Source organism: Dyadobacter sp. SG02 (assembly GCF_900109045.1).
Taxonomy (GTDB): domain Bacteria; phylum Bacteroidota; class Bacteroidia; order Cytophagales; family Spirosomataceae; genus Dyadobacter.
Genome location: NZ_FNYL01000015.1, coordinates 64,829 through 84,787 on the forward strand (window position 1 = coordinate 64,829; position 19,959 = coordinate 84,787).

General features: G+C 51.8%; 19 protein-coding genes. 4 read left to right on the top strand and 15 right to left on the bottom strand.

Going from position 1 to position 19,959, the window contains the following annotated elements; translation table 11 throughout:
- Nucleotides 1-64: 64 nt before the first annotated feature.
- The 4 genes from BMW93_RS28410 to BMW93_RS28425 form a co-directional block, all read right to left on the bottom strand.
- Nucleotides 65-1,177 (bottom strand): FecR family protein, encoded by a 1,113-nt coding sequence (locus BMW93_RS28410; RefSeq protein ID WP_090384512.1) that lies wholly within the window; start codon nucleotides 1,175-1,177, stop codon nucleotides 65-67.
- A 100-nt stretch (nucleotides 1,178-1,277) separates the two neighbouring features.
- Nucleotides 1,278-1,895: an RNA polymerase sigma factor gene (locus BMW93_RS28415; RefSeq protein ID WP_090384515.1), complete on the bottom strand. Its 618-nt coding sequence runs from the start codon at nucleotides 1,893-1,895 to the stop codon at nucleotides 1,278-1,280.
- 135 nt (nucleotides 1,896-2,030) lie between these two features.
- Nucleotides 2,031-2,561 (bottom strand): hypothetical protein, encoded by a 531-nt coding sequence (locus BMW93_RS28420; RefSeq protein WP_090384518.1) that lies wholly within the window; start codon nucleotides 2,559-2,561, stop codon nucleotides 2,031-2,033.
- A 104-nt stretch (nucleotides 2,562-2,665) separates the two neighbouring features.
- Nucleotides 2,666-3,613: a glycoside hydrolase family 43 protein gene (locus BMW93_RS28425; protein WP_229240911.1), complete on the bottom strand. Its 948-nt coding sequence runs from the start codon at nucleotides 3,611-3,613 to the stop codon at nucleotides 2,666-2,668.
- 117 nt (nucleotides 3,614-3,730) lie between these two features.
- Here BMW93_RS28425 and BMW93_RS28430 point away from each other — a divergent pair, with 117 nt between their 5' ends.
- Both BMW93_RS28430 and BMW93_RS28435 read left to right on the top strand, forming a co-directional pair.
- Nucleotides 3,731-3,910 carry a hypothetical protein gene (locus BMW93_RS28430; protein WP_090384520.1) on the top strand — a complete coding sequence of 60 codons (180 nt, stop codon included), beginning with the start codon at nucleotides 3,731-3,733 and terminating at the stop codon, nucleotides 3,908-3,910.
- Nucleotides 3,911-4,084: 174 nt separating this feature from the next.
- Complete coding sequence (locus BMW93_RS28435; RefSeq protein ID WP_218147747.1) at nucleotides 4,085-4,468, top strand: hypothetical protein; 384 nt, start codon at nucleotides 4,085-4,087, stop codon at nucleotides 4,466-4,468.
- 3 nt (nucleotides 4,469-4,471) lie between these two features.
- Here the strand turns inward: BMW93_RS28435 and BMW93_RS28440 are convergent, their stop codons facing one another.
- The 9 genes from BMW93_RS28440 to BMW93_RS28480 form a co-directional block, all read right to left on the bottom strand.
- Nucleotides 4,472-5,500 (bottom strand): ABC transporter permease, encoded by a 1,029-nt coding sequence (locus BMW93_RS28440; protein WP_310590247.1) that lies wholly within the window; start codon nucleotides 5,498-5,500, stop codon nucleotides 4,472-4,474.
- A gap of 17 nt (nucleotides 5,501-5,517) precedes the next feature.
- Nucleotides 5,518-7,086 (bottom strand): sugar ABC transporter ATP-binding protein, encoded by a 1,569-nt coding sequence (locus BMW93_RS28445; protein WP_090384523.1) that lies wholly within the window; start codon nucleotides 7,084-7,086, stop codon nucleotides 5,518-5,520.
- The gene (locus tag BMW93_RS28450; RefSeq protein WP_090384534.1) at nucleotides 7,083-7,715 is read right to left on the bottom strand and encodes a DUF2291 domain-containing protein; all 633 of its coding nucleotides are present in this window, start codon (nucleotides 7,713-7,715) and stop codon (nucleotides 7,083-7,085) included. Before BMW93_RS28450 ends, BMW93_RS28445 begins: the two co-directional genes overlap by 4 nt.
- Nucleotides 7,716-7,717: 2 nt before the next feature.
- Nucleotides 7,718-8,674 carry a D-ribose ABC transporter substrate-binding protein gene (locus BMW93_RS28455; protein WP_090384536.1) on the bottom strand — a complete coding sequence of 319 codons (957 nt, stop codon included), beginning with the start codon at nucleotides 8,672-8,674 and terminating at the stop codon, nucleotides 7,718-7,720.
- Nucleotides 8,675-8,712: 38 nt separating this feature from the next.
- Nucleotides 8,713-10,116 carry a DUF1593 domain-containing protein gene (locus BMW93_RS28460; protein ID WP_218147748.1) on the bottom strand — a complete coding sequence of 468 codons (1,404 nt, stop codon included), beginning with the start codon at nucleotides 10,114-10,116 and terminating at the stop codon, nucleotides 8,713-8,715.
- An 87-nt stretch (nucleotides 10,117-10,203) separates the two neighbouring features.
- The gene (locus BMW93_RS28465; RefSeq protein WP_177194230.1) at nucleotides 10,204-11,178 is read right to left on the bottom strand and encodes a transketolase family protein; all 975 of its coding nucleotides are present in this window, start codon (nucleotides 11,176-11,178) and stop codon (nucleotides 10,204-10,206) included.
- 24 nt (nucleotides 11,179-11,202) lie between these two features.
- On the bottom strand, nucleotides 11,203-12,030 hold the full coding sequence (locus tag BMW93_RS28470; RefSeq protein ID WP_090384541.1) for a transketolase: 828 nt from the start codon (nucleotides 12,028-12,030) through the stop codon (nucleotides 11,203-11,205).
- A 59-nt stretch (nucleotides 12,031-12,089) separates the two neighbouring features.
- Nucleotides 12,090-13,559, bottom strand: a complete 1,470-nt coding sequence (locus tag BMW93_RS28475; RefSeq protein ID WP_090384546.1) for an L-fucose/L-arabinose isomerase family protein — start codon at nucleotides 13,557-13,559, stop codon at nucleotides 12,090-12,092.
- Between the two features lie 167 nt (nucleotides 13,560-13,726).
- Nucleotides 13,727-14,494, bottom strand: a complete 768-nt coding sequence (locus BMW93_RS28480; protein WP_090156563.1) for a DeoR/GlpR family DNA-binding transcription regulator — start codon at nucleotides 14,492-14,494, stop codon at nucleotides 13,727-13,729.
- 212 nt (nucleotides 14,495-14,706) lie between these two features.
- On the opposite strand from BMW93_RS28480, the gene BMW93_RS28485 reads away from it, so the two are divergent.
- Together BMW93_RS28485 and BMW93_RS28490 are read left to right on the top strand one after the other, a co-directional pair.
- On the top strand, nucleotides 14,707-15,510 hold the full coding sequence (locus BMW93_RS28485) for a DUF1080 domain-containing protein (RefSeq protein WP_229240913.1): 804 nt from the start codon (nucleotides 14,707-14,709) through the stop codon (nucleotides 15,508-15,510).
- 171 nt (nucleotides 15,511-15,681) lie between these two features.
- On the top strand, nucleotides 15,682-16,059 hold the full coding sequence (locus BMW93_RS28490) for a type II toxin-antitoxin system HigA family antitoxin (protein ID WP_090384548.1): 378 nt from the start codon (nucleotides 15,682-15,684) through the stop codon (nucleotides 16,057-16,059).
- A gap of 4 nt (nucleotides 16,060-16,063) precedes the next feature.
- On the opposite strand, the gene BMW93_RS28495 is transcribed toward BMW93_RS28490, so the two are convergent.
- Together BMW93_RS28495 and BMW93_RS28500 are read right to left on the bottom strand one after the other, a co-directional pair.
- A complete protein-coding gene (locus tag BMW93_RS28495) occupies nucleotides 16,064-18,085 on the bottom strand; it encodes a glycoside hydrolase family 127 protein (protein ID WP_090384811.1) in 2,022 nt (673 codons plus the stop codon).
- 41 nt (nucleotides 18,086-18,126) lie between these two features.
- Nucleotides 18,127-19,959, bottom strand: coding sequence for a six-hairpin glycosidase (locus tag BMW93_RS28500; RefSeq protein ID WP_090384550.1), 1,833 nt, complete (start codon nucleotides 19,957-19,959; stop codon nucleotides 18,127-18,129).

Here is a 19,959-nt window from a genome sequence, read left to right on the forward strand (position 1 = left end):
GACGGTCTGCTAACCACTGAGGATATCCGAGCCGGCCATGTTGTCGCATGAGCCGGCTTTTTATTTAGTTATTTCTGCAACCTTTTCCCTCCACCACGATCCGCCCGTCAATGCTCTTGTAGCTGGCGCCCACAGCCTTGCAAATCAGGTCCAGCTTCTCGTAAAGCGACATTTCGGTAAGCGTAGCGGTAATCGGGCACTCGTCCATGACGTTCCTGTCATAAATGATATCGATGCCGTAAGCGTTCTGCAACGCGCTGAAAACAGCCGATACAGGCGCTTCGTCGAATTCAAAATGCGGGGCGGCACCAGCCTCCGCGACCACTTCCGGTTCGGGAACCAGGCTTTTGGTGATTTTGACGGATTTACGGACAAAAACGACCTGCTGGTTCGGTTCGATCACCACACCGGTCAGTTCCCGCGAACTTTGTTTCTCGGTCGCGTCCGTATCTTCCCTTGAAAAGACCGCCACCTTACCGGTTTTTACAGCGACCGAGACCTCCTGCTCATTGGCAAAGGAGCGGACCGTGAAACTGGTACCCAAAACTTTGGTTACCAACTCATTGGCATATACAAAAAAGGGCCTGGATGGATCTTTGGCAATGTCGAAAAATGCTTTTCCGGAAAGAAACACTTCACGGCGGACACCGTTAAAATGGGGCGGGTAACTCATTTTACTGCCTGGGTCGAGCGTAACGTGACTTCCGTCTTCGAGGCTGATCGTCAGCGGTTGCGCGGTGGTATTCGTTGTTTCGCGCATTTCCCCATTTGCGGCGGCCACCAGCTGGTCGTAACCAATAATCTCAGGCTGTTCGTGACGCAGCCAGAATATCCAGCTAAACCCTGCCAGTAGCACGACCATAGCCGCAATACGCACCATACTACCGGCGTACCAGGGCGCATGCGTGTCTTCGGCGCGGTCCAGGTTTCTCGCTTCCAGCCTTTCAACGATCCGCTCCACCGCTTTCCGTTTTTCGGGGTTGCCGAGCGATGCATTATTCGGCCGGATGGACAGTACCAGTTGGCGCGCACGGTCCACCATTTCGCTTTTGTCTGGATTGGCGGCGAGCCAGTTCTGCCAGGTTTCGTCGTCCTCGCGCGTCGGGTTAAGCACCCAGTTGCGGAACGATTTATCCCAGACAAACTCCCCCAAACTGAAATCCCGGTAACGGTCCATGTGCAAAATTTAGCTTTTCAAACACCATTAGACCGTCCCGCTAGCGGGATACTGTATTTTTTTGGATTTTTTTTGAAATTTTAAATGAGGTATTCCAAAATCAAAACGGCAGAGCCAGAAACAATGAAACAATGGCTTTCCAATGCGATTTGATAAACTTGAATGCTTCTTGCAGCAGATTGGAAACGGACTGCGGTTGAATGTCCATCACGAGCGCGATTTCTTCACGCTCCATATCATTATAAAAACGAAGAAAAACGGCTTCCTTCTGCCGTTTGGGAAGTTCGTTGAGCATTTCCGTCATCCGGGAGGCCAGCAGGCGGTCGTTCTCGGACTCGATCAACTCGTATTCCACACCAAATTCGAGATCGAAAACAATGTCCGATTCATTATAGTAATCCATGCAATCCATGCGCAGACGGGAAGCGAGGCGATGCAACCGGCGGCGTAGCGAAGCGAGCAGGTACGGCTTCGGCGGGATGTCGGGATTCAATGCATCCCGCTTTTCCCAAATACCGAGAAAAACGTCCTGAATGCAGTCCTTGATTAGCTCGCGGTCGCTGTTAAACTTCGTTCCGTAGTGAAAAAGCAGGTCGTAAGTACGGTTAATGAGGTGTTCATATGCGGTGACATCCCCCGCAAGCATTTCCCGCCACAGTTTCTGCTCTTCTTCCAAATAATGGGCCAGACGGAGTTCCGGACGGGTAAAAGCCTTCATGAAAACGGGTGAATTTTAGCCAGGTCTTGAAACGAAAAGCAGTCTTCATAGCTTTCTTACTATCATTCATCTTATTTAATCATCAAACAATTATAACCACACAACTAACGCATACCTTATACGCAGCTCCTGTAATTACGATTTGAACATCGGCAGCGGATTCAACGGATGCCGCAAAAAATTAGCACCGATTTTCCGTATCAAAAACATATGGAAACCTGCATTAGGGTACCGCCTCCGCAGCCGGCGGAGCATTGGACGGCTGGCGCCGAAGGTGAGCAAGCCGAGCGAAACGTCGATCCAGTCCGCTTTCCGGAAAGTTTCGACAGTTACAGAAAACGCTCCATGGTAATGCCCGATCTTGTGATGCCAGTAGATCATGGCTGTGATCTCGGAAACCCCGGCGCCGCCTTGCGTGGTATTCAGGTAATGTTCCGCTTGCACGATGGAGGGCGGGAGGTAGTCGATCGTGTGGGCCGTCCAGATGCCGATATCATGAAATACGGCTGCAATGGCATATTTATGCCGATTAGCAGGGTTGCTATCGCGCATCACGCAAGTCTCGAAGACCCGGTGAACATGATTGGAATACTTTTCAAGGTCCGCACCGATCTCCTGTCGGAAGCGCCCCAGGAGCTCGTCGATAAGCGGTTCATGATCTCGCATCGCACAAAGTTTGAGTGAATGCGATAATTTACAGATAATCAGGACAACGACATCAATTCCCCTGTAATCCGACAATTTATTCCTGCTTCTGGCCTGCAATTACATCATTTGGGCATACCCGGCGCCTGCTGCCTGAGCTTTTTCAGCATTCCGGCACTGACCCGAATGATCGTTCCGTGTTTGTGGCCTTCGGGCACTGTGATCTCCCTTGAGATATTGGTAAAACTTTTGAAATCCTTCGTCCTGACTGCGCCATAGGTCTTGTCGCGGTACTGGTCGAAGTAGATCAGCCAGTCCTCTCCGACGTGCGCCGCAGTCGGCCCTTCGGTCAGAAAGCCCGTGAACGGCTCCGAAACATCATGGTAAGGCCCCAAAACATCTTTCGCAAACGCTACCTTAATGTTCCGCTGCGGGCGGGTATTATCTTTTAAAACCAGTACGTAGTCGTCCTTTTTACGCTTCGCAATCACGCAGTCGATCACGCTGAAACCCGGATCGAGGAACAATGCGGCTTTGGAAAACGTCTGAAAATCCTTCGTAGTCACATAATACATCCGGTGATTGTTCCGCTCGTCCTCCTCTCCTTTCGGGAATTTGAAAGGGATGGTCGATGCCCAGATAATCACGAAACGATCGTTTTCCTCATCATAAAACAACTCCGGCGCCCACACATTTACCACGTCGGGCTCATGCTCCATCACGGGAAGGAACCGCTGCGGGGACCAATGCACCATGTCCTTCGAACTTGCATAACCAAAACCCTTGTCGCCCTTCCAGTTAGTCGTCCACACGAGATGAAACGTCCCATCCTTCCCGCGCGCGATCGACGGATCGCGCATGAGCTTCCCGCCTACCTCCGGTTTGAGGTAACCACCGCCCAGATCGTTCCAATGGTAGCCGTCGTGGCTGTAAGCGAGATGCAGGCCGTCGGTAGCGGGTTCACGGAAGGAGGTGAAGAGGTAGGATTGTTTTTGGCAGGAGAATATGGCTATTGCGAACAGTGCTATCAGCAGATCGGTAACTTTCATCAGAATAGTGTAACGGTTGATCATTGGAATTGGTTATTGGGACATCGACAAGTGCATCCTACTCATTCCCATTAATATCGTAGCAACAATTAGCCTGATATAAAGTAATTTTGAGAAATGCTTTTCAAAAATCTTAAGGATATGAAGTACACAGGGAACACAGTTTCAAAGCCGGTAACAGGAAAGTCAGCGGAACGGCTTGCGACAGCTGTTAAGTCTGGCTCCTATGTCTCCAATGCTGCTGCCCGGGAAACCATTCAGCAAATTCTTGAAAGTAAAAAACAGCAAACAAAACGAGATGCCCCCGAAAGCCAGGTTTGAAGGTGTAAGCTTCAATGATATTCCGGTTGTTGAGATGAACCCGATATAGGAGACCTGTGTCGGGGTTTCAAATGCAAAAGACCAGAGTTCCAAAGTTATATCGGAGGGAACCTTATTAAAACAGAGTCTGACAGCATACTAAGCAAGTGTTTTATAGTTCATCATGGAGGCCATTTGGCAGGCTATGTGACTTTGCTTGCAGACAAATTGGTTGTCAAAGAGCCAATTCTATTAAATGAGGGCGTAGCTCGTTCTACATTTCCCGCTATCAAAATAGGCTGGTTAGCGGGAGACAGACGTGTTAAAGGAATGGGTCAAAAATTGATCAAATGGGCGATGGAATACGTTGCAATGAATGTTTCCGATAAAATCGGCGCCCGATTCCTGACGGTCGATGCCCTCTATGATGCTGATGTCGAGCCCCACTACGACATGTCTCTATACTATTCCCGATACGGATTCGAGTATGCCAACGAAGAAGAACACATACCGCAGGATGGCTTTCGCTCAATGTACTTCGACCTCATGCCATTAATCATTGGATTGCGAAACACCTGATTTCTACTCCCCCTTCCCATTCGACTTATCAATAATCACCGCCAGCAAAATCACCAGCCCTTTCACCACCTGCTGCCAGAACGGTGATACGTTCAATAGTACCAACCCGTTATTCAAAACCCCGATGATCAGCGCCCCGAGGACGGTGCCCAGGATGCTTCCGCGGCCGCCGGAGAGGGAGGTGCCGCCGATCACGACGGCCGCGATGGAATCCAGCTCGTAGCTGATACCCGCGTTGGGTTGGGCGGAATCAAGGCGCGAAGTGACCATGATCCCGCCCACCGCAGCGAGCGCTCCGGCTAGCGTATACACAATGATTTTAACCTTGCTAACATTGATCCCAGACAAACGCGAAGCACTTTCGTTGCCCCCGATCGCGTAAATGTAGCGCCCGATGCGCGTCTTGTCGGTCAGGAAAACGGCGAGCGCCACGACGACAATCGAAATCCATACCGGCACCGGAATGCCCAGAAACCAACCGGTACCGATGAAAAGGAACGTATCTCCCAGCCCGCTGATCGGGAAACCGCCCGTCCAGAGCATAGTAAGTCCCCTCGCGACGGTAAGCATAGCCAGCGTAGCCACAAATGGCGGCACACTGAACCGCGTAATCGCCCAGCCGTTGAATGCGCCCAATGCCGAGCCCGTCAACCCGCCCGCGAGGATCGCGCCGAGCACGGTGAAACCGATGTAGAGATTTTGAGAAGGTATTTCAATGCCGTTTTTAAGCAAACCGGCTGTAATTGCGCCGCATAATGCCAGCACCGAGCCGACAGATAAGTCAATCCCAGCCGTCAGCACAATCAAAGTCATCCCCACGGAGATACAGATATTGACCGAAATCTGCCGCATGACATTCCATAGGTTCGAAAACGTCAGGAATTTATCCGACATAATACTTAAAGCAAGGCAAAGCAAAAAGAGCGCGATCAGAGACTGAAAGCGCGCAATCGGAAACCGGCCCTGCAATGCGGGCAACCGGCCCTCTGTGGTCTGTTTTTCTCCTGCTATGGGTTGAATGTCTTGTGGCATATGCGTTTGTTCGTTTTTTATGGGCGCGTTTGACCGCCAACGGCAGGCCGCTGACCGCCGACTGCCGTTGGGCTCACGCCTATCGCTGCTTTAAGTATTCCGTCTTCCGATGCTTCATCTGATGAAAATTCGCCCGTTAATCTTCCTTCGGACATGACGAGAATACGATCCGAAATAGCCAGGATTTCAGGGAGTTCCGAAGAAACCATTAAAATCCCCAAACCCTCGTCGGCGAGACGGATAATGAGTTTATAAATCTCCGTTTTGGCATTGATATCGATGCCGCGCGTCGGTTCGTCGAGCAGGAGCACTTTCGGACGGGTGGCCAGCCATTTGGCGAGCACGATCTTTTGCTGGTTGCCCCCGCTGAGGTTCTTCGCCTTTTGCTCCTTCGACGGCGTTTTAATGCGTAACTCACTGATATAGTGATCAGCCAGCCCGCATTCTTTCGAATCGTTGAGTGTCCCAAAATCCTCCATTTCTTCCAGGGTGGTGAGGCTGATGTTATTCTTGACACCCAGCCCGAGTATCAAACCATCCTTTTTCCGGTCTTCGGGCACGAGCGCGAGCCCGGCCGCGATCGCACGTGCGGGAGAATCGCAGCAAATGGATTCCCCGCCTAGCAGCACTTCGCCGGTCGAATGCGCCGGGTGTAACCCGAAAATGGTTTCGAGCAACTCGGTACGACCTGCGCCCATCAGACCAAAAAGGCCCACGATTTCACCTTTACCTATGTTAAAAGAAACATTGCGGAGTACGTTACCCGCTTTCAGCCGACTTTTCAGGTTCAGGTTTTTCACTTCCAGCAGCGGCTCGCAAGCGCCACGAGCTGTGGTTTTCCGCATTACCTCGATTTTCCTGCCGACCATTTTGCTGATCAACTGGTCCTGGGTCATCCCCGCCATTTCGCCGGATTCGATGCTCTTGCCGTCGCGGAGTACCACGTAATTATCGGCAATGCGGAAGAGTTCGTCGAGCTTGTGCGAGACGTAGACGATGGCTTTGTTCTGCGCTTTGAGATCGGCGATGATGTCGAACAAAACTTCCACTTCCGCGCCGGTGATGGCCGACGTCGGCTCGTCCATGATGATCAGCTCGGCGTCGGTGAGCAATGCCTTGGCGATTTCGACGATCTGCTGCTGGCCTACTTTGAGCTTGAAAACCTGCGAATCAGGGCTGGCTTTCAGTTTCAAACGGTCCAGCAGCTCCTGCGTACGCTTGCGCATGCGACTTTTGTCCATCGTGCCGTACTGGGTGACCAGCTCGCGGCCGAGGAAAATATTTTCTGTGATGGTTAAATAGGGAATTAAATTAAGTTCCTGGTGGATGATCACCACGCCCTGTTGCTGGGCGTCTTTCGGGCCGGCGAACTTTGCCGTCTCCCCTTTGTAATAAATAGCTCCTTCAAAATCCGGATAAACACCCGATAAGATCTTCATCAAGGTCGATTTCCCGGCCCCGTTCTCGCCTATCAGCGCGGTCACTTTTCCGGCTTCGATCGAAAGCGAAACGTCATCCAGCGCAATCACGCCCGGAAACCGCTTCGTGATATGCTTCACTTCCAACAATGTAGCTGTGTCCGTCATGGCTTTTCGATTTGTAGATTAACCGGGATGATTTCGATATCATTCACCTGCAAATGCGCACGGTTGAGTTCGATGGCGCCGTGGAATGTTACCCGGTCGCCTTTTTTCACTTTGGATTTGAATGGCGGCACCACCTTTTCGCGGATCAGTTTATTGATCTCGGCCGATACATTATTGAAATCCATGGAATTCGTGAATGCATTGATATCGATTGCACCCGAAGCGTCGCGGACCGCATTACCGAAAATATACTCCGTCGCAAGACGCACATTTCCAGCAGTTTGACCCGCATTAACCAGTTCGACAGACACCTCATTTTCATTCACGTCCGTCACAACACCCTGCCCTTTCACGAGAAAATAGCGGATATTACCAATGCCCAGCGCGTGCGAATGCTCGTTAAATGCCTTTTCCTTGTCAGTTTTCAAAAGGGCGGTCAATGCGTTCAGGTCCGTGGCTTTGGAGAGGCCCGGCGTCAGCTTTTTATCCCAAAAATCCCGGGCGTAACCGGCAGCATCGAACGCCGCCGTACCGGCCTTCACTTCATCCAGTTTTTTGAAATACACCGAATTATAAGCCAGTAATGCAAACACCGCCAGGTAAAGCAGGTATCGGATCGGTTTGGGCATAGCTATTCTTTTTCGCCGTAAGCGGCATAATTTTCGACATTATCCTTCTTCACCAGTTCCACGGCTACGGGCATTTTACCCGGGAAATCACGTTTACCTTTGAAATACTCGTCGGCAAATGTGGCCGCCGTCTGCGCCATTACTTCCGGGAACTGCATACCCGTGGCCAGTATCTTCCCATCCTGAATGGATTTCACGACATCCTCGGCCCCGTCGAAGCCGAATACCTTCACGCGCTCGGCCTTCCCGGCGGCCACCAATGCCTGGTAAGCGCCCATAGCCATGGCGTCGTTGCCGCAAAAAACACCGTCGATATCCGGGTGCGCCTGCAAGATGGATTCCATCACCTCCATCGCCTTGTTCCGGTCGAAATCGGCGCTTTGCTGGGCCACCATTTTCAGTCCCGGGTAAAAATCCACCACGCTGTGAAAGCCCTTCGAACGGTTCCAGGTGTTGTTATCGCCCACCATCCCGAGGATTTCGACGTATTTCCCTTTCTTGTTCAGCGTCTCGACGAAATACTTGCCGATCGCTACACAGCCGGAATAGCTGTCCGACAAAATCTGCGAAGTAGCCGCCCCGTTCGCATTCACTTCCCTATCCATACAAAACACAGGCACACCGGCAGCCACCGCATTCTTTACATTCACAATAGAGCCGTCGGCGTCGGTAGGATTGAACAAAATGGCGTCATACCCCGAGGCGATCGCATTGTCGAAATGGTCGGTTTCCTGTGCGGTATTGTTTTGCGAGTCAAAAATTTTGGATTCGTAACCCAGTTGTTTCGCCTTTGCCTCGGCTTTTTGCGCGAGGAAAACGAACCACGGGTTATTGAGTGTCGAAATCACGATCGCAATCTTTTTCGGCTCGTCTTTGGATTCTTTTGTTTTACAACTAATAAATCCAATCCCGAAAAGGATGCAAAAAAACGCTATCCGGTAATGTATGCTGTTTTTCATGTTGCTGCAATGGGTTTAGGCCGCCGCTCTAATCAGTTTCACGGATACACGGTCACGATCACGCGCTGGTAACGCGTCAACGCAGGCGTACCATTGTCGGTCACGGCCATTACGACATGGATCGTCTCCGGTTTCTCCACCTTTGGAGCCACAAAAGACGTCCGCGCCGCTTTTATATCCTTAATACCGATGGATTCTTTGATGTTATAGCTGCCCGGCTCGGGGTAGTAGATCCATTCATAGCTCAGTGCGTTGCCGTCCGGGTCCAGGGAGCCTTCCGCGTTAAGCTGCACATTTTCACCCACTTTGGCATCGATACGCGTGCCGCCCTTCACAACGGCTTTCGGCGGGTGATTGGCTTCCTTGTAAGGTTTGATCGTCCAGTCCATCCGCGCCGCGAAATCGTACTGGAACGCCTCTCGCCAGCGCCATAATGTGGCCTTGTTGCTGGTGTGGTAGGCGCCGTCGACACCCTTCACCTCGTCCATCGCGTCGGTGTAGATCGGACGGGTTTCGGGTTCGTAAAAATATTTGAGTGTGCGTGGCGTGTAAAGTTCGTATCGTCCGCCCCAGCCGCCGTATTCGGGATGCTCGGGATCGTTCAGGCCGTTGTTGATCAATCCTAAAAACGATGGGGTGTCGCCCTCCATGAGGAATTTGGTGAATGGATATTCCTTACCCATCGGGCCATGGCTGCGCACGTGTTCGTCGAGCCAGGGATTGTCTACGATTTCAAAATTGGCGCCGGAGAAGCGGCCGTGAAACTTGTCGCCGCTGATACCCGACCAGGTCGCATAATGGTAAGCGCCAGCCGCATGGTAACCCGGACTACCCACATAAAAAACGTCAGGGAAGTTTTTGCGGATCCACGGACCGGTATCGTCCTGGTCCGAAATGGTATACATTCTGATTTTGGAGACAAACTTCTGTACGTCCTCGGGCGAGCGCGTCATTTTCACTTTCCAAAGCGCCTGTGCCAGGCAGTTGGCGCCGCCCCAGACGGGAATCCATACCGGCCGGTCGTCCTTTTTGTCAACTACCTTGATAATCCATTCCGAACCTTCCGAATCCTTGCCCTTACCTACTGCGTTCAGGCCGAAATCGGGATAGGCGCTTTTGGTAATGCTCACGAGGTAATCCGCTTCGGGGTAACCTTTCTCGTGCAAAAGCAGGTTAGGACGTACTTTCCGGTAGGCTTCTATGAGTTGCCTGATCTTTTCCGGTGCAACGCGCTTCTGCTGGTGAATGGAAGTCGTGGCGACAAGCCCCTCGATGTCCCATTGGTTGGAATAGGTCAAAAACCGGATCATCGACTGGGTGTCGTCCGGCTCGTTTTCAATGTCTGTCAGCACCAGCACGCGGTGCCTGGTCGCATCCTGTGCGTATGTGACACTTGCGAGAAGCAAAGCGGCACCACAGCACATAGCTCTTATCAGTTTCATAAATTTTGGCCAAATAACCCTATTTGAAAAGGACCTGATTTTAAAACGACTCATTAACGGCCCGTTTACACTTACACGAACGATCGCTTATCCTACGAGGCCGAGTGCCGCCGCGGCAATGCCTCCTTCCGAAATACCGTAATGATTGAAAATCTCCGTTTGGGAGCCGGTGACCGTGTATTCATCGGGAATACCCATGATCTTGAACCGGTTATGAAAGTTATGCTGGATCAAAAACGAAGCGCAAGCCTCGCCCAGTCCGCCGTAGACGCTATGTTCCTCCACCGTGATAATCGGCTGGCCGGAAGTTGCGATGTTTTGCAGAAGATCGTAATCGAGCGGCTTAATGGTGTGCATGCTCACCACAGCAGCCGAGATATTGTGCTCGCGTTCGAGCTTTTCGGCGGCCCGTAAGGCGGGCGCTACCGTTTCGCCTGTTCCGACAATGGTAATATCGGCACCTTCCCGCACAATGCGGCCTTTGCCGAATTCGAATGTCTTCTCATCGTCCGAAAGTAAAGGCATCTGTTTTTTGCCAAAACGGATGTACACCGGCATATCGGTTTCAGCAGCCAGCAAAATGGCCTGCTCGGTTTCGAAATTATCGGCCGGGGCTACGACAATGAGGTTATTAATGGTGCGCAAAACCGCGAAATCATGCAAACTATGGTGCGTGGAGCCCAATGCGCCGTAGCTCACGCCCGCGCTAATGCCGATCAGTTTCACCGGGTTGTCGGAATAGGCCACATCGTTTTTGATCTGTTCCAATGCGCGGGCCGTCAGAAAGCAGGCGGGAGAAACCGCGAAAACCTTCTTGCCCGTCGAAGCCAGCCCGGCCGCAACGCCCACAAGGTTTTGTTCGGCAATACCCACTTCGATGATCTGTTCCGGAAACTTCTGCCCGAACGGCACCAGCTTGCCCGAGCCGCGCGAATCGCTCGTTACTACGATAATGTCCCTGTCGGCCTGGGCGAGGTGCTGCAATGTGCCCGAAAATACTTCCAGGTTGGCGCGCTGGGTCACAGCAATGTTCTCGATAGTCGCATCCACAATTTCTTGCATTTAAATTGATTACTCAGAAACGGATCAGGCCAGGGTTTCTTCCAGCTCGTCCAGTTCCTGTATCGCATCGGCATACTGCTGCTTATCAGGTACCCCGTGGTGCCATTTCAATTGATTTTCCATATAACTCACCCCCTTACCCTTCACGGTGTGCGCGATAATGAGGCTCGGCTTGTCTTTTTCAAATGGTAATGCCTCGAATGCCGCCACGAGCTCGCCGATATTGTGCCCGTCTACATGCCGCACCGCCCAGCCGAAAGCTTCGAACTTCTCGTCGACAGGGTCGGTATTGCACACGGCGCTGGTAGGCCCGCTGATTTGCAAGGTGTTTTTATCCAGAATGGCGCAAAGGTTGTCAAGCTTATAATGCGAGGCCGATAATGCGGCTTCCCAGTTGGAACCTTCTGGCAGCTCGCCGTCGCCCAGGACGGTAAACACACGGTAATCGCGCTTGTCGAGCTTTCCGGCAATGGCGGTACCGACGCTCAGCGAAAGTCCGTGGCCCAATGCGCCTGTATTTTGTTCCACGCCGTGCACCTTGCGCGTGGGGTGGCCGATGTAATGCGATTGGTATTTGCACAAAGTCTCCAGATCCGATTCCGGGAAAAATCCCCGCGACGCGAGTACCACGTACAATGCCTCCACCGTATGCCCCTTGCTCTGAATGTACCGGTCACGATCGCGCGATTCGAAACTGTCGGGGCCGACGTTCATCGTATGGTTGTAGAGCACATTCAAAATATCGATACACGACAGGCTGCCGCCCGTGTGGCCCGCTTTGGCCTGGTAGATATATTTGAGTATTTTCTTGCGGTACTCCACCGATTTCTGCGCCAGCTCCTTTTCCGACATGACTCTTAGCATTAGTCCGGCATTGCGGCCGGTATTTGTAATTTTCCGATAGTTCAGGGTTAGTTCTGCGAAACCAGTTCGCGGTCGGGCACGCGCGTCGGGTAAGGTTGCTGCGCCGGTTCGTCAAAAACCTGCACTTCCCAGCCCATATAATTGCCCAATGCTTCTTTCAAAATGCCTGCCGTTTTCGACGCGTTCATCACCACGTGGTGTTCGAAACCGTTGCGGCAGATGTATTGCATCAGGTTTTGCAGGTTCGGGATCTCGGCCACGGCGCGGTTACCGAAGGTTTTCAGCGTATCGTCCGTCAACCGGCCTTCGCCTATGTATGCCTTCATAACCCCGCGCGGGTCGTCCGTGCTGATGCGCCCGTACGTGAGCGGCATCGCCGGCGTGCGACCGGCCAGTGCACCCCAGGTATTCTCCTCTCCCACCGACGTGCCCAAAATCGGCGCCGTCGCGATTTCGATATCCGGGAGAAACGATTTTGCCCAGTTACCGCAATGGAAAAGCACGCATTTGTTATCGTCGTTGGCGTAATTGTTATTCCAATCCACCAGCGCACTCGGCGAGCCCGAGGCCAGTTGCAATGCATACATACTCAACGTACCCGTAACATCCACTTCGCAGCCGCTCGGCATCATGTTTTCGCTCATAATGCTCATGCTGGTACATACATTGCAGCCATAGTTCTGCTGCACCGAAGTCCAGCATTGTATCGCGGTTGCATCCAATGCATTCGCTTCGATAAAATCGTTCAACACGACATCCAGTTTAGCCATCTGGATCAATGCTTCGTCCGGCGTACGCCCGCGAGACGCGTAGGAAATGATTTTATCCAAACGCTCCTTCACTTTCGCATCCTGGGCAGCAAGCTTGTTGGCATTGCCCAAAATCTCCGATAAATCCACCGTTACGACCGAAATACCGTTCCGCTGCAATATCTTCTCACTGTAACGAACCGTGTTGAAACCACCCGGACGGGCACCGATAGCGCCGATACGAACATTTCGCAAACCTTTGGTCACGCGGCACACCGCTACGAAATCGTTTAGGTCCTTGATAAAAGATGGATCGGTCGGATGTGCGACATGCTTTGTCGTAAGCGTATATTTTATGCCAAACTGATACAAATTGTTGCAGGCTGAAATCTTTCCGCACCACGAATCGCGGCGGCGGGCTACGTCCAGCTTATCCAGATCGTCGGGATAGCCTTGAATGAGCACCGGCACATTCAGGTCCGCCAGTTTCAACGTCTCGGCAATGCCCCGCTCGTCGCCGAAATTAGGCAGTACCACGAGCACCCCGATGATTTCGTCCCGGTGCGCCCGGAACAATGCGGCACATTTCTGTGCATCCTGGAACGTCTCGACGCCCCCGAGCTTGGTCGCTTCGGTATCGAGCATGATCCCATTGATATTCAATTTTTTAAGTAAATCGACGATCTCTACCCGCGCCTCGGCCACCAGCCGGTCCGGAAAGAAATCCCTGTTACCAATAATGACTCCGATACTTCCTTTCATGTTCATGGTATGTTACTTTGTTCGGGCTATTGTGGTCAGGTGTTGTCAAGTGTTGTCATTGATAGCCATGTGTTGTCATCGAATGCTCCATTAAATTCCTGACAACATCTAACCATACCTGACAACCACTGACCATTACCTGACTTCCTCCCAGCCCGTGACTCTCAGACGCTCTATTCCGCAATAATCAATTCAATCTCATTATCATGAAAAAGCTGCTGATGCTTCTCCTCGATCCCGGCGTCGGTGATGATGTAATCGATCAGGGACAGGGCTCCAAGGCTTGCGAATGCGCTTTTTCCTACTTTGGTCGAGTCGGCTACGAGGTAAGTCGTGTCCGCGGCGTCGATCATGGCTTTTTTTACGACCAGGTCGGCAATGCTCGGATAGGTAAGCCCTGCTTTCAGCGACAACCCCGCTGTGGCGAGGAAGAGCTTCTGCACGTTCAGACCTTTGAAAAAGTCGGCTGCCTTTTGCCCCGTCAGCGACAAGGTAGGCGGCTTGAATTCGCCCCCGGTCATGATCACCTCGATGCCCGTTTCGGCCCCGAGGATCAATGCGATGTTGAGCGCATTGGTAATCACCGTCAGGTGCTTGTTGCTGCCCCGCAACTTCTTCGCGATCTCCGTCGTGGTCGAACCCGAATCCAGGATGATCGTATCGCCGTTGGAAATGAATTCCAGGCATTTGGCGGCGATCAGCTCCTTTTTATCGAGGTTCTCCTGGTTGGCGAGCGAAAAATTGCGCACCTGGTCTTCGACATTCTTCAAAAACGCCCCGCCGTGCTCCTTGATCACCAGGCCGTCCTTTTCGAGCTTGTCCAGATCCTGCCGGATCGTCACCTCGGTTACTTTAAAAAGCCGGGCGAGGTCAATAACCTTGGCCGAGCCGTCTTCTTTCAACAGTTCAAGAATTTTCTCTCTTCTCTGATTTGCCAGCATTGTATTAACTTTTGTTTTTTACCTAAAAATAGATGGAAAAGAAACAATTCGTCACATACCGACAAAAAATAAACCCATTCACAGCTCAAATAGAATGCTTAAACTTATTAAAAGCAAATTTACGTAAATAAAAGAAAATAAAAAGAGAAAATTGAAAATAATAGTGAGTTATTGTACTACTATTTCTTTGTATAACCACAACCATTCGATTTATGCTTGATTTTGCTATCCAGCCTATGCGACACAAATACATGCTCCGGAACCTTATCATCGGCACATTCAGCTTGTGCGTCAGCACGCTGGCAATCGCCCAATCCGAAAAAGAAGAAAAATTACCTTCGCCGTCGGTGACCGAGGACTGGTCGTTTAAACCGCCTCTCGTAACGCCCGGTGAAACCTACGCACAACCGCCTTCGGACGCCATTATCCTGTACGCCGACCAGCCCGACCTCACCAAATGGGAACACCCGGACGGCTCGCCCGTCAAATGGAAAACCGACGGCGACGCCATCACCATCGTACCCAAAGCCACCGACATCCGAACGAAACAAAAATTCGGCAATATGCAGCTCCACCTCGAATGGCGCACACCCGACCCTTCAGAAGACAAGGACTTCAACCGCGGCAACAGCGGCGTGCTCATCATGGGCCTCTACGAATTGCAGATCTACGAATCCTGGAACTACAACACCCGGATCTACTACAACGGCCAGGCCGGCAGCATCTATAAACAACACGCACCCCTCGTCAATTCCGCCCGCAAACCCCAGACCTGGCAGACCTACGACGTCATCTTCGAAGCACCCGTTTTCCGCGTGGACAAAACAGTTGAAAAGCCGGCATTTATGACGGTTTTTCATAATAATGTGTTGATTTTGAATCATGTAGAATTGAAGGGACCGATGGTATACCAGGGCTTTCCGAAGTACAAATACCATGACGCCAAGCTGCCATTGCAGTTGCAGGAGCACGGGAGCCGGGTGAGTTTTCGGAATATTTGGGTTAGGGAGCTGTAGGGCTGGCCGCAGAATAAGCGATACGGGCAGTTCGGGTAAGAGATTTCATGCATTGAAGCGCTGTTTTCGATATTCGGGAACTTTGAAATCCCCTGTTCGCATGACGGCTATCATATCAAAAACCACGCTCAATCGTTTCATCGCTTCAACTGTTAACCATAAAAGGAAGCTATGAATACCGAACAACTTATTTACCACACGGAAGCCGAGTATGAAGCGGCAATGGATGAAATATATGACTTAATGAACAAGGGCGAAGTTAATCTTACCGAGGTAGAAAAGGATAAGGTTAGAGAAATGGCTCTTGCCGCGGAGGCATACGAAGACAAACATTTTCCATTCCCTCCGCCCGAAACGATACCTGAAATGGTGGAACAAAAGCGCTTCGAACTCAATTTGACGCAGGATGGACTTGCTGATCTGCTGGGCCTGGGCAAGACAAAGCTCATCCAAATCCTACGGGGCAAGCGTGAACCGGATGTTCCATTTCTGAAAGCCGTTTATCACAAACTAGGCATTGATCCTGGTGTTTTGCTGGACAATGCATAACCGGTCACCTCACCAACGGCAGCCAAACCGACATATCCCCATGCCCCCGATTCCCCCAGGCGTAATAAGGCACCAGCCGCACAGGAATCGTTTTGGGCGCGTCAGCGGAGACTTCCCGATACAGCTTTTTACTCCAATCTGAATTATCCACCAACACCGCGTCGCCTTGCAAGCTCATGACCGGACTATTTTCAATTGTTAATAATGCGGGCTTTAAGTTATTCCTGGTAGCGATAGCGACATCGAAGATCGTTTTACCTTTGGGCAGATCAATGGATTCAACGCAATAAACGACCGGCCCGCGCTTCACTGCTACCTGGTTGCGCGTTTCTTCTACCAATGGATTCGACTCAATCAGTTTGACGGGCATATCCAGCGTCAATTCGATTTTATCACCCGACTTCCATGCCCTTTTCACTTCCGCGTACGTGCCGGATGCGAGATTAACAGATTCATTTTTACCATTCACCAGCAAAGTTGCCTTGCTACACCAGCCCGGAATCCGGAAAAATAGCGATAATGCTTCTTTCGGCGCCTGGTCGAGTGTAATGGAAATTTTGCCATTCCACGGATAATCAGTGGCTTGCGTAAGTCGTAGCTGGCCACCCTTTACCGCTGTTTGAAATGTATTCCCACCATACAAATTGAAGAAAACACCCGCATCGGAAAGGCTGTAAGCATATTGGCTCACCTCCGCGACCGTCCGCACCGTATTCGGCGGGCAGCAGTTCGATTTGGAAATATACGCCTGCCGGTCCTTTTCCCAGCGCTGCTTGAACGGCAATGCGTCGGAATAGGCTAGCGGATTGGTGTAGAGAAACTTATCTCCTTTGAGATTAATGCCGGACAGCACGCTGTTGTACAATGCAAGCTCCATGATGTCGGCATATTTGGCATCGCCGGTGATTTGGAGCATGCGCCAGTTCCAGAGGACATTGCCGATGTTGGCGCAGGTTTCGTTATGGGCGGTGAAGTTGGGCAGCTGGTAGTCGCGGCCGTATGCCTGGTGGATTTTCTGGACTTCGTCGGGTTTATAGGACGTACCGTCGGGCGAGACGCCGTCGTAGAGCGAACCGCAGCCGCCGGTCACGTACATTTTGTGCTGCGTAACGTCGTCCCACATCGCGTGCAGCTGCGCGAGCAGCGCCTGGTCGCCCGTCTCCGCGTACACGTCCGCGACGCCCGCGTACAGGTAGTTGGCGCGCACGGCGTGGCCCATTACTTTGGTTTGTTTCAGGAACGGAATGCGGTCCTGGTTGTCGTCGGTGCCCTCGGTGGCGCCTTTGATGGCAATGAGGTGCTTCACGAGCGTCAGGTATTTTTCGTCGTGTGTGGTGCGGTAGAGTTCCGAAAGGCCCATGTAGTGTGCAGGGCAAATGGCGTTTCGGCTTTGCTCGGGAGTGGCTGCATTATAGAAGGTTATGAGAAAATCGGCCGCTTTTTTGGCAACGTCCAGCATGCTGGTTTTGCCGGTAGCGCGGTAATGCACGCATGCGGCGGTCATCAAATGCCCGAAATTGTAGGCTTCGAAACTGAGGCGGTCGGCGAACATTTTGCCTTCGCCCTGCTGCTTTTGCTCGATAATGGCTTTGGTATAAATGTAGCCGTCCCCACGCTGGGCTTTGGCGATCACGGCGATGGTTTTGTCCATCAACTCGTCCAGTTTAGGATCTCTCGTTGAAGCGTAAAGGCTGGCAACGGCTTCGAATGTTTTGTAAAAATCGCCGTCATGGAAAGAAGGGCCTTTAAAATTGCCCGGTTCCAGGCCTGCGGCGATCTCGAAGTTTCGGAACGAATGGCTCAGGTTTGGGTCGGTGTAGGTTTTCCAGAGCTGTGGCACCATGGTTTCACGACATACTTTGAAACGGTCAGCCCAGAAGCCCTGCGTCCATTGCACTGCGGTCATATCCGTGCCGTGCAGTTTGGCAAATTTGCTCTGCGAGGTATTCACAAGCGCTTTTTCCTGCGCAAATGCTTGCAGCCCGAGCCCCAGCGAGAGCGCAATAATGGTTTTTGTAGTTTTCATATTTTCAAAAATCGGCCACGTATTTCCGGCAGAAACCTGCATCAGAATGGCTTCGTAATCAGATAGTCAATTTCAAAAACGGCTTCCGCGTCCGTCGCACCGCCTTTTGGCAGGTCGTACATCTGGTCGGTAGGCGTGTCGGCATCGGGGAAGCGCCGCGTGTCGCCGGTGCGGAACGCAATGCGGCTTATGGATTCCAGTGGTGCGAATAGTACGCCGGAACCTACCTGCTTGCCATTCACGATTACACTGTGAAGCCGCGTTTCGGTATTGGCCTGTACCTTAATATCGTAGCGCTGGCTTTTCTGGTATTCCAAAAGCGTTTTATTCCGATACCCCGCTTTTAACCGGAACACGCCCGTTGAATCAAAAGACAAACGAATGCCGGGTGTACCCTTTGCATCCAGAAATTCAATATCGAGCAACCCGGTATTGTTTTGATTGGGTGTTACCGAAAATTCAGCCATCAGCTTTTTGGTCGCGGGGATCACGCGCTCGACGCGGGCGTAGTCGAAGTGGTCGGAATCTTTGATAATTAAAGCTTTACCAGTCCGCCCTTGACCCATATGTACCGGCGCTTGCAGCGGACTGTAAATGTTCCATTCGTCCAACTCCTTACCACCCGGCATTTGCGCAAAACGGTCGGAGGCGTGCTTTTCGGCTTTGTCACGCACAGGAACCGGTATTTCCGACACCCAGATATCCTCCTTGTTCATGCTGTAAGTCACCCAGAGGTTGCCATCCGGCGGAGTACCATCGCCTTCGGATATGCCGCGAACATATTGCGGGCCGTAGGATTTGTAGTTGCCGCCGTAGCGCATCGAGGTGATCTCGCCATTCACGAGCAAGAGGTTCTTGTAGTTCAAACCATCGTCACTCACCGAAATCGCCAGCGGCCAGCGGAATTCGGAGGGATTGTAAACCGTCGCATATTTGCCGTCCGACGTTTTTTGCCCCCAGATCTTGGCATTGCTGTTCACAAAACCCGGGGCACGTTTGGGATTATACAGCCAGGACTTGCCTTCGTTTTTACTAATGCTGGTCAATGCATTTTTCCAAAGGCCTACCACACGGCCATCGGGTAAATGGTAGTAACTGAATGCCTTATACTCTCCTTTCAAACTGATCACCGGATCATTACGATCGGCCTCCTCTACCCACTGCTGGGTAACCAGCTTATTGGCGAGTAACTCGTCGCAGGCCTCCACGAAGCCCTTGTCTTTACTTTCCGTATAAACAGGATAATCGGAAGGCGCTTTCCACGAAGCATTATGCCGGATGAAATAGACGGGGCCGTAGGTACCGTCCTTCCTGATTTCCCGCACTACCCTGCCGATGCCGTGGCCGTCGTTGGGATCGTCTTTGGCGTCCAGTACCATCCCGAAATAGGCCAGTGTGAGCAGCCGGTTGCTTTTGGATACATAGAAACCCATGCGCTGGTGCATGACCGCGTACAAATCTTTCGCTACGCCCGGATGGCCTTCCTTTTGGGTGCCGTCGGGGATTTTATACGGCGGAAAAATGGCGACCGGTTTGGTCCAGCTATGCCCGTCTTTGGAAGTTTGTAAAAGCGTTTGCCCGGGCGGAATGTGCTCTCCGACGGGATTACTGAGGTAATTCAAATAAAAAGTACCATTCCAATAGGCCAGCATAGGCGCATGGTTGTAGGTCCAGGTGATGGCCGAATCTTTGCTGGCATCCGTCCGGTTGGCGCGCATTGTCTGGTACGAATGCACACCGATGGCCGGGCTCAACTGCCCGTGGTGGTAATCGACGTTCACGAGCGTCTTACCCGTGTAGCGGATCGTATCCTGCGCATTTGCTGCACCCATAGCGAGGCACAAGGCCAGCATTCCTGTTAATTCTTTCTGCAT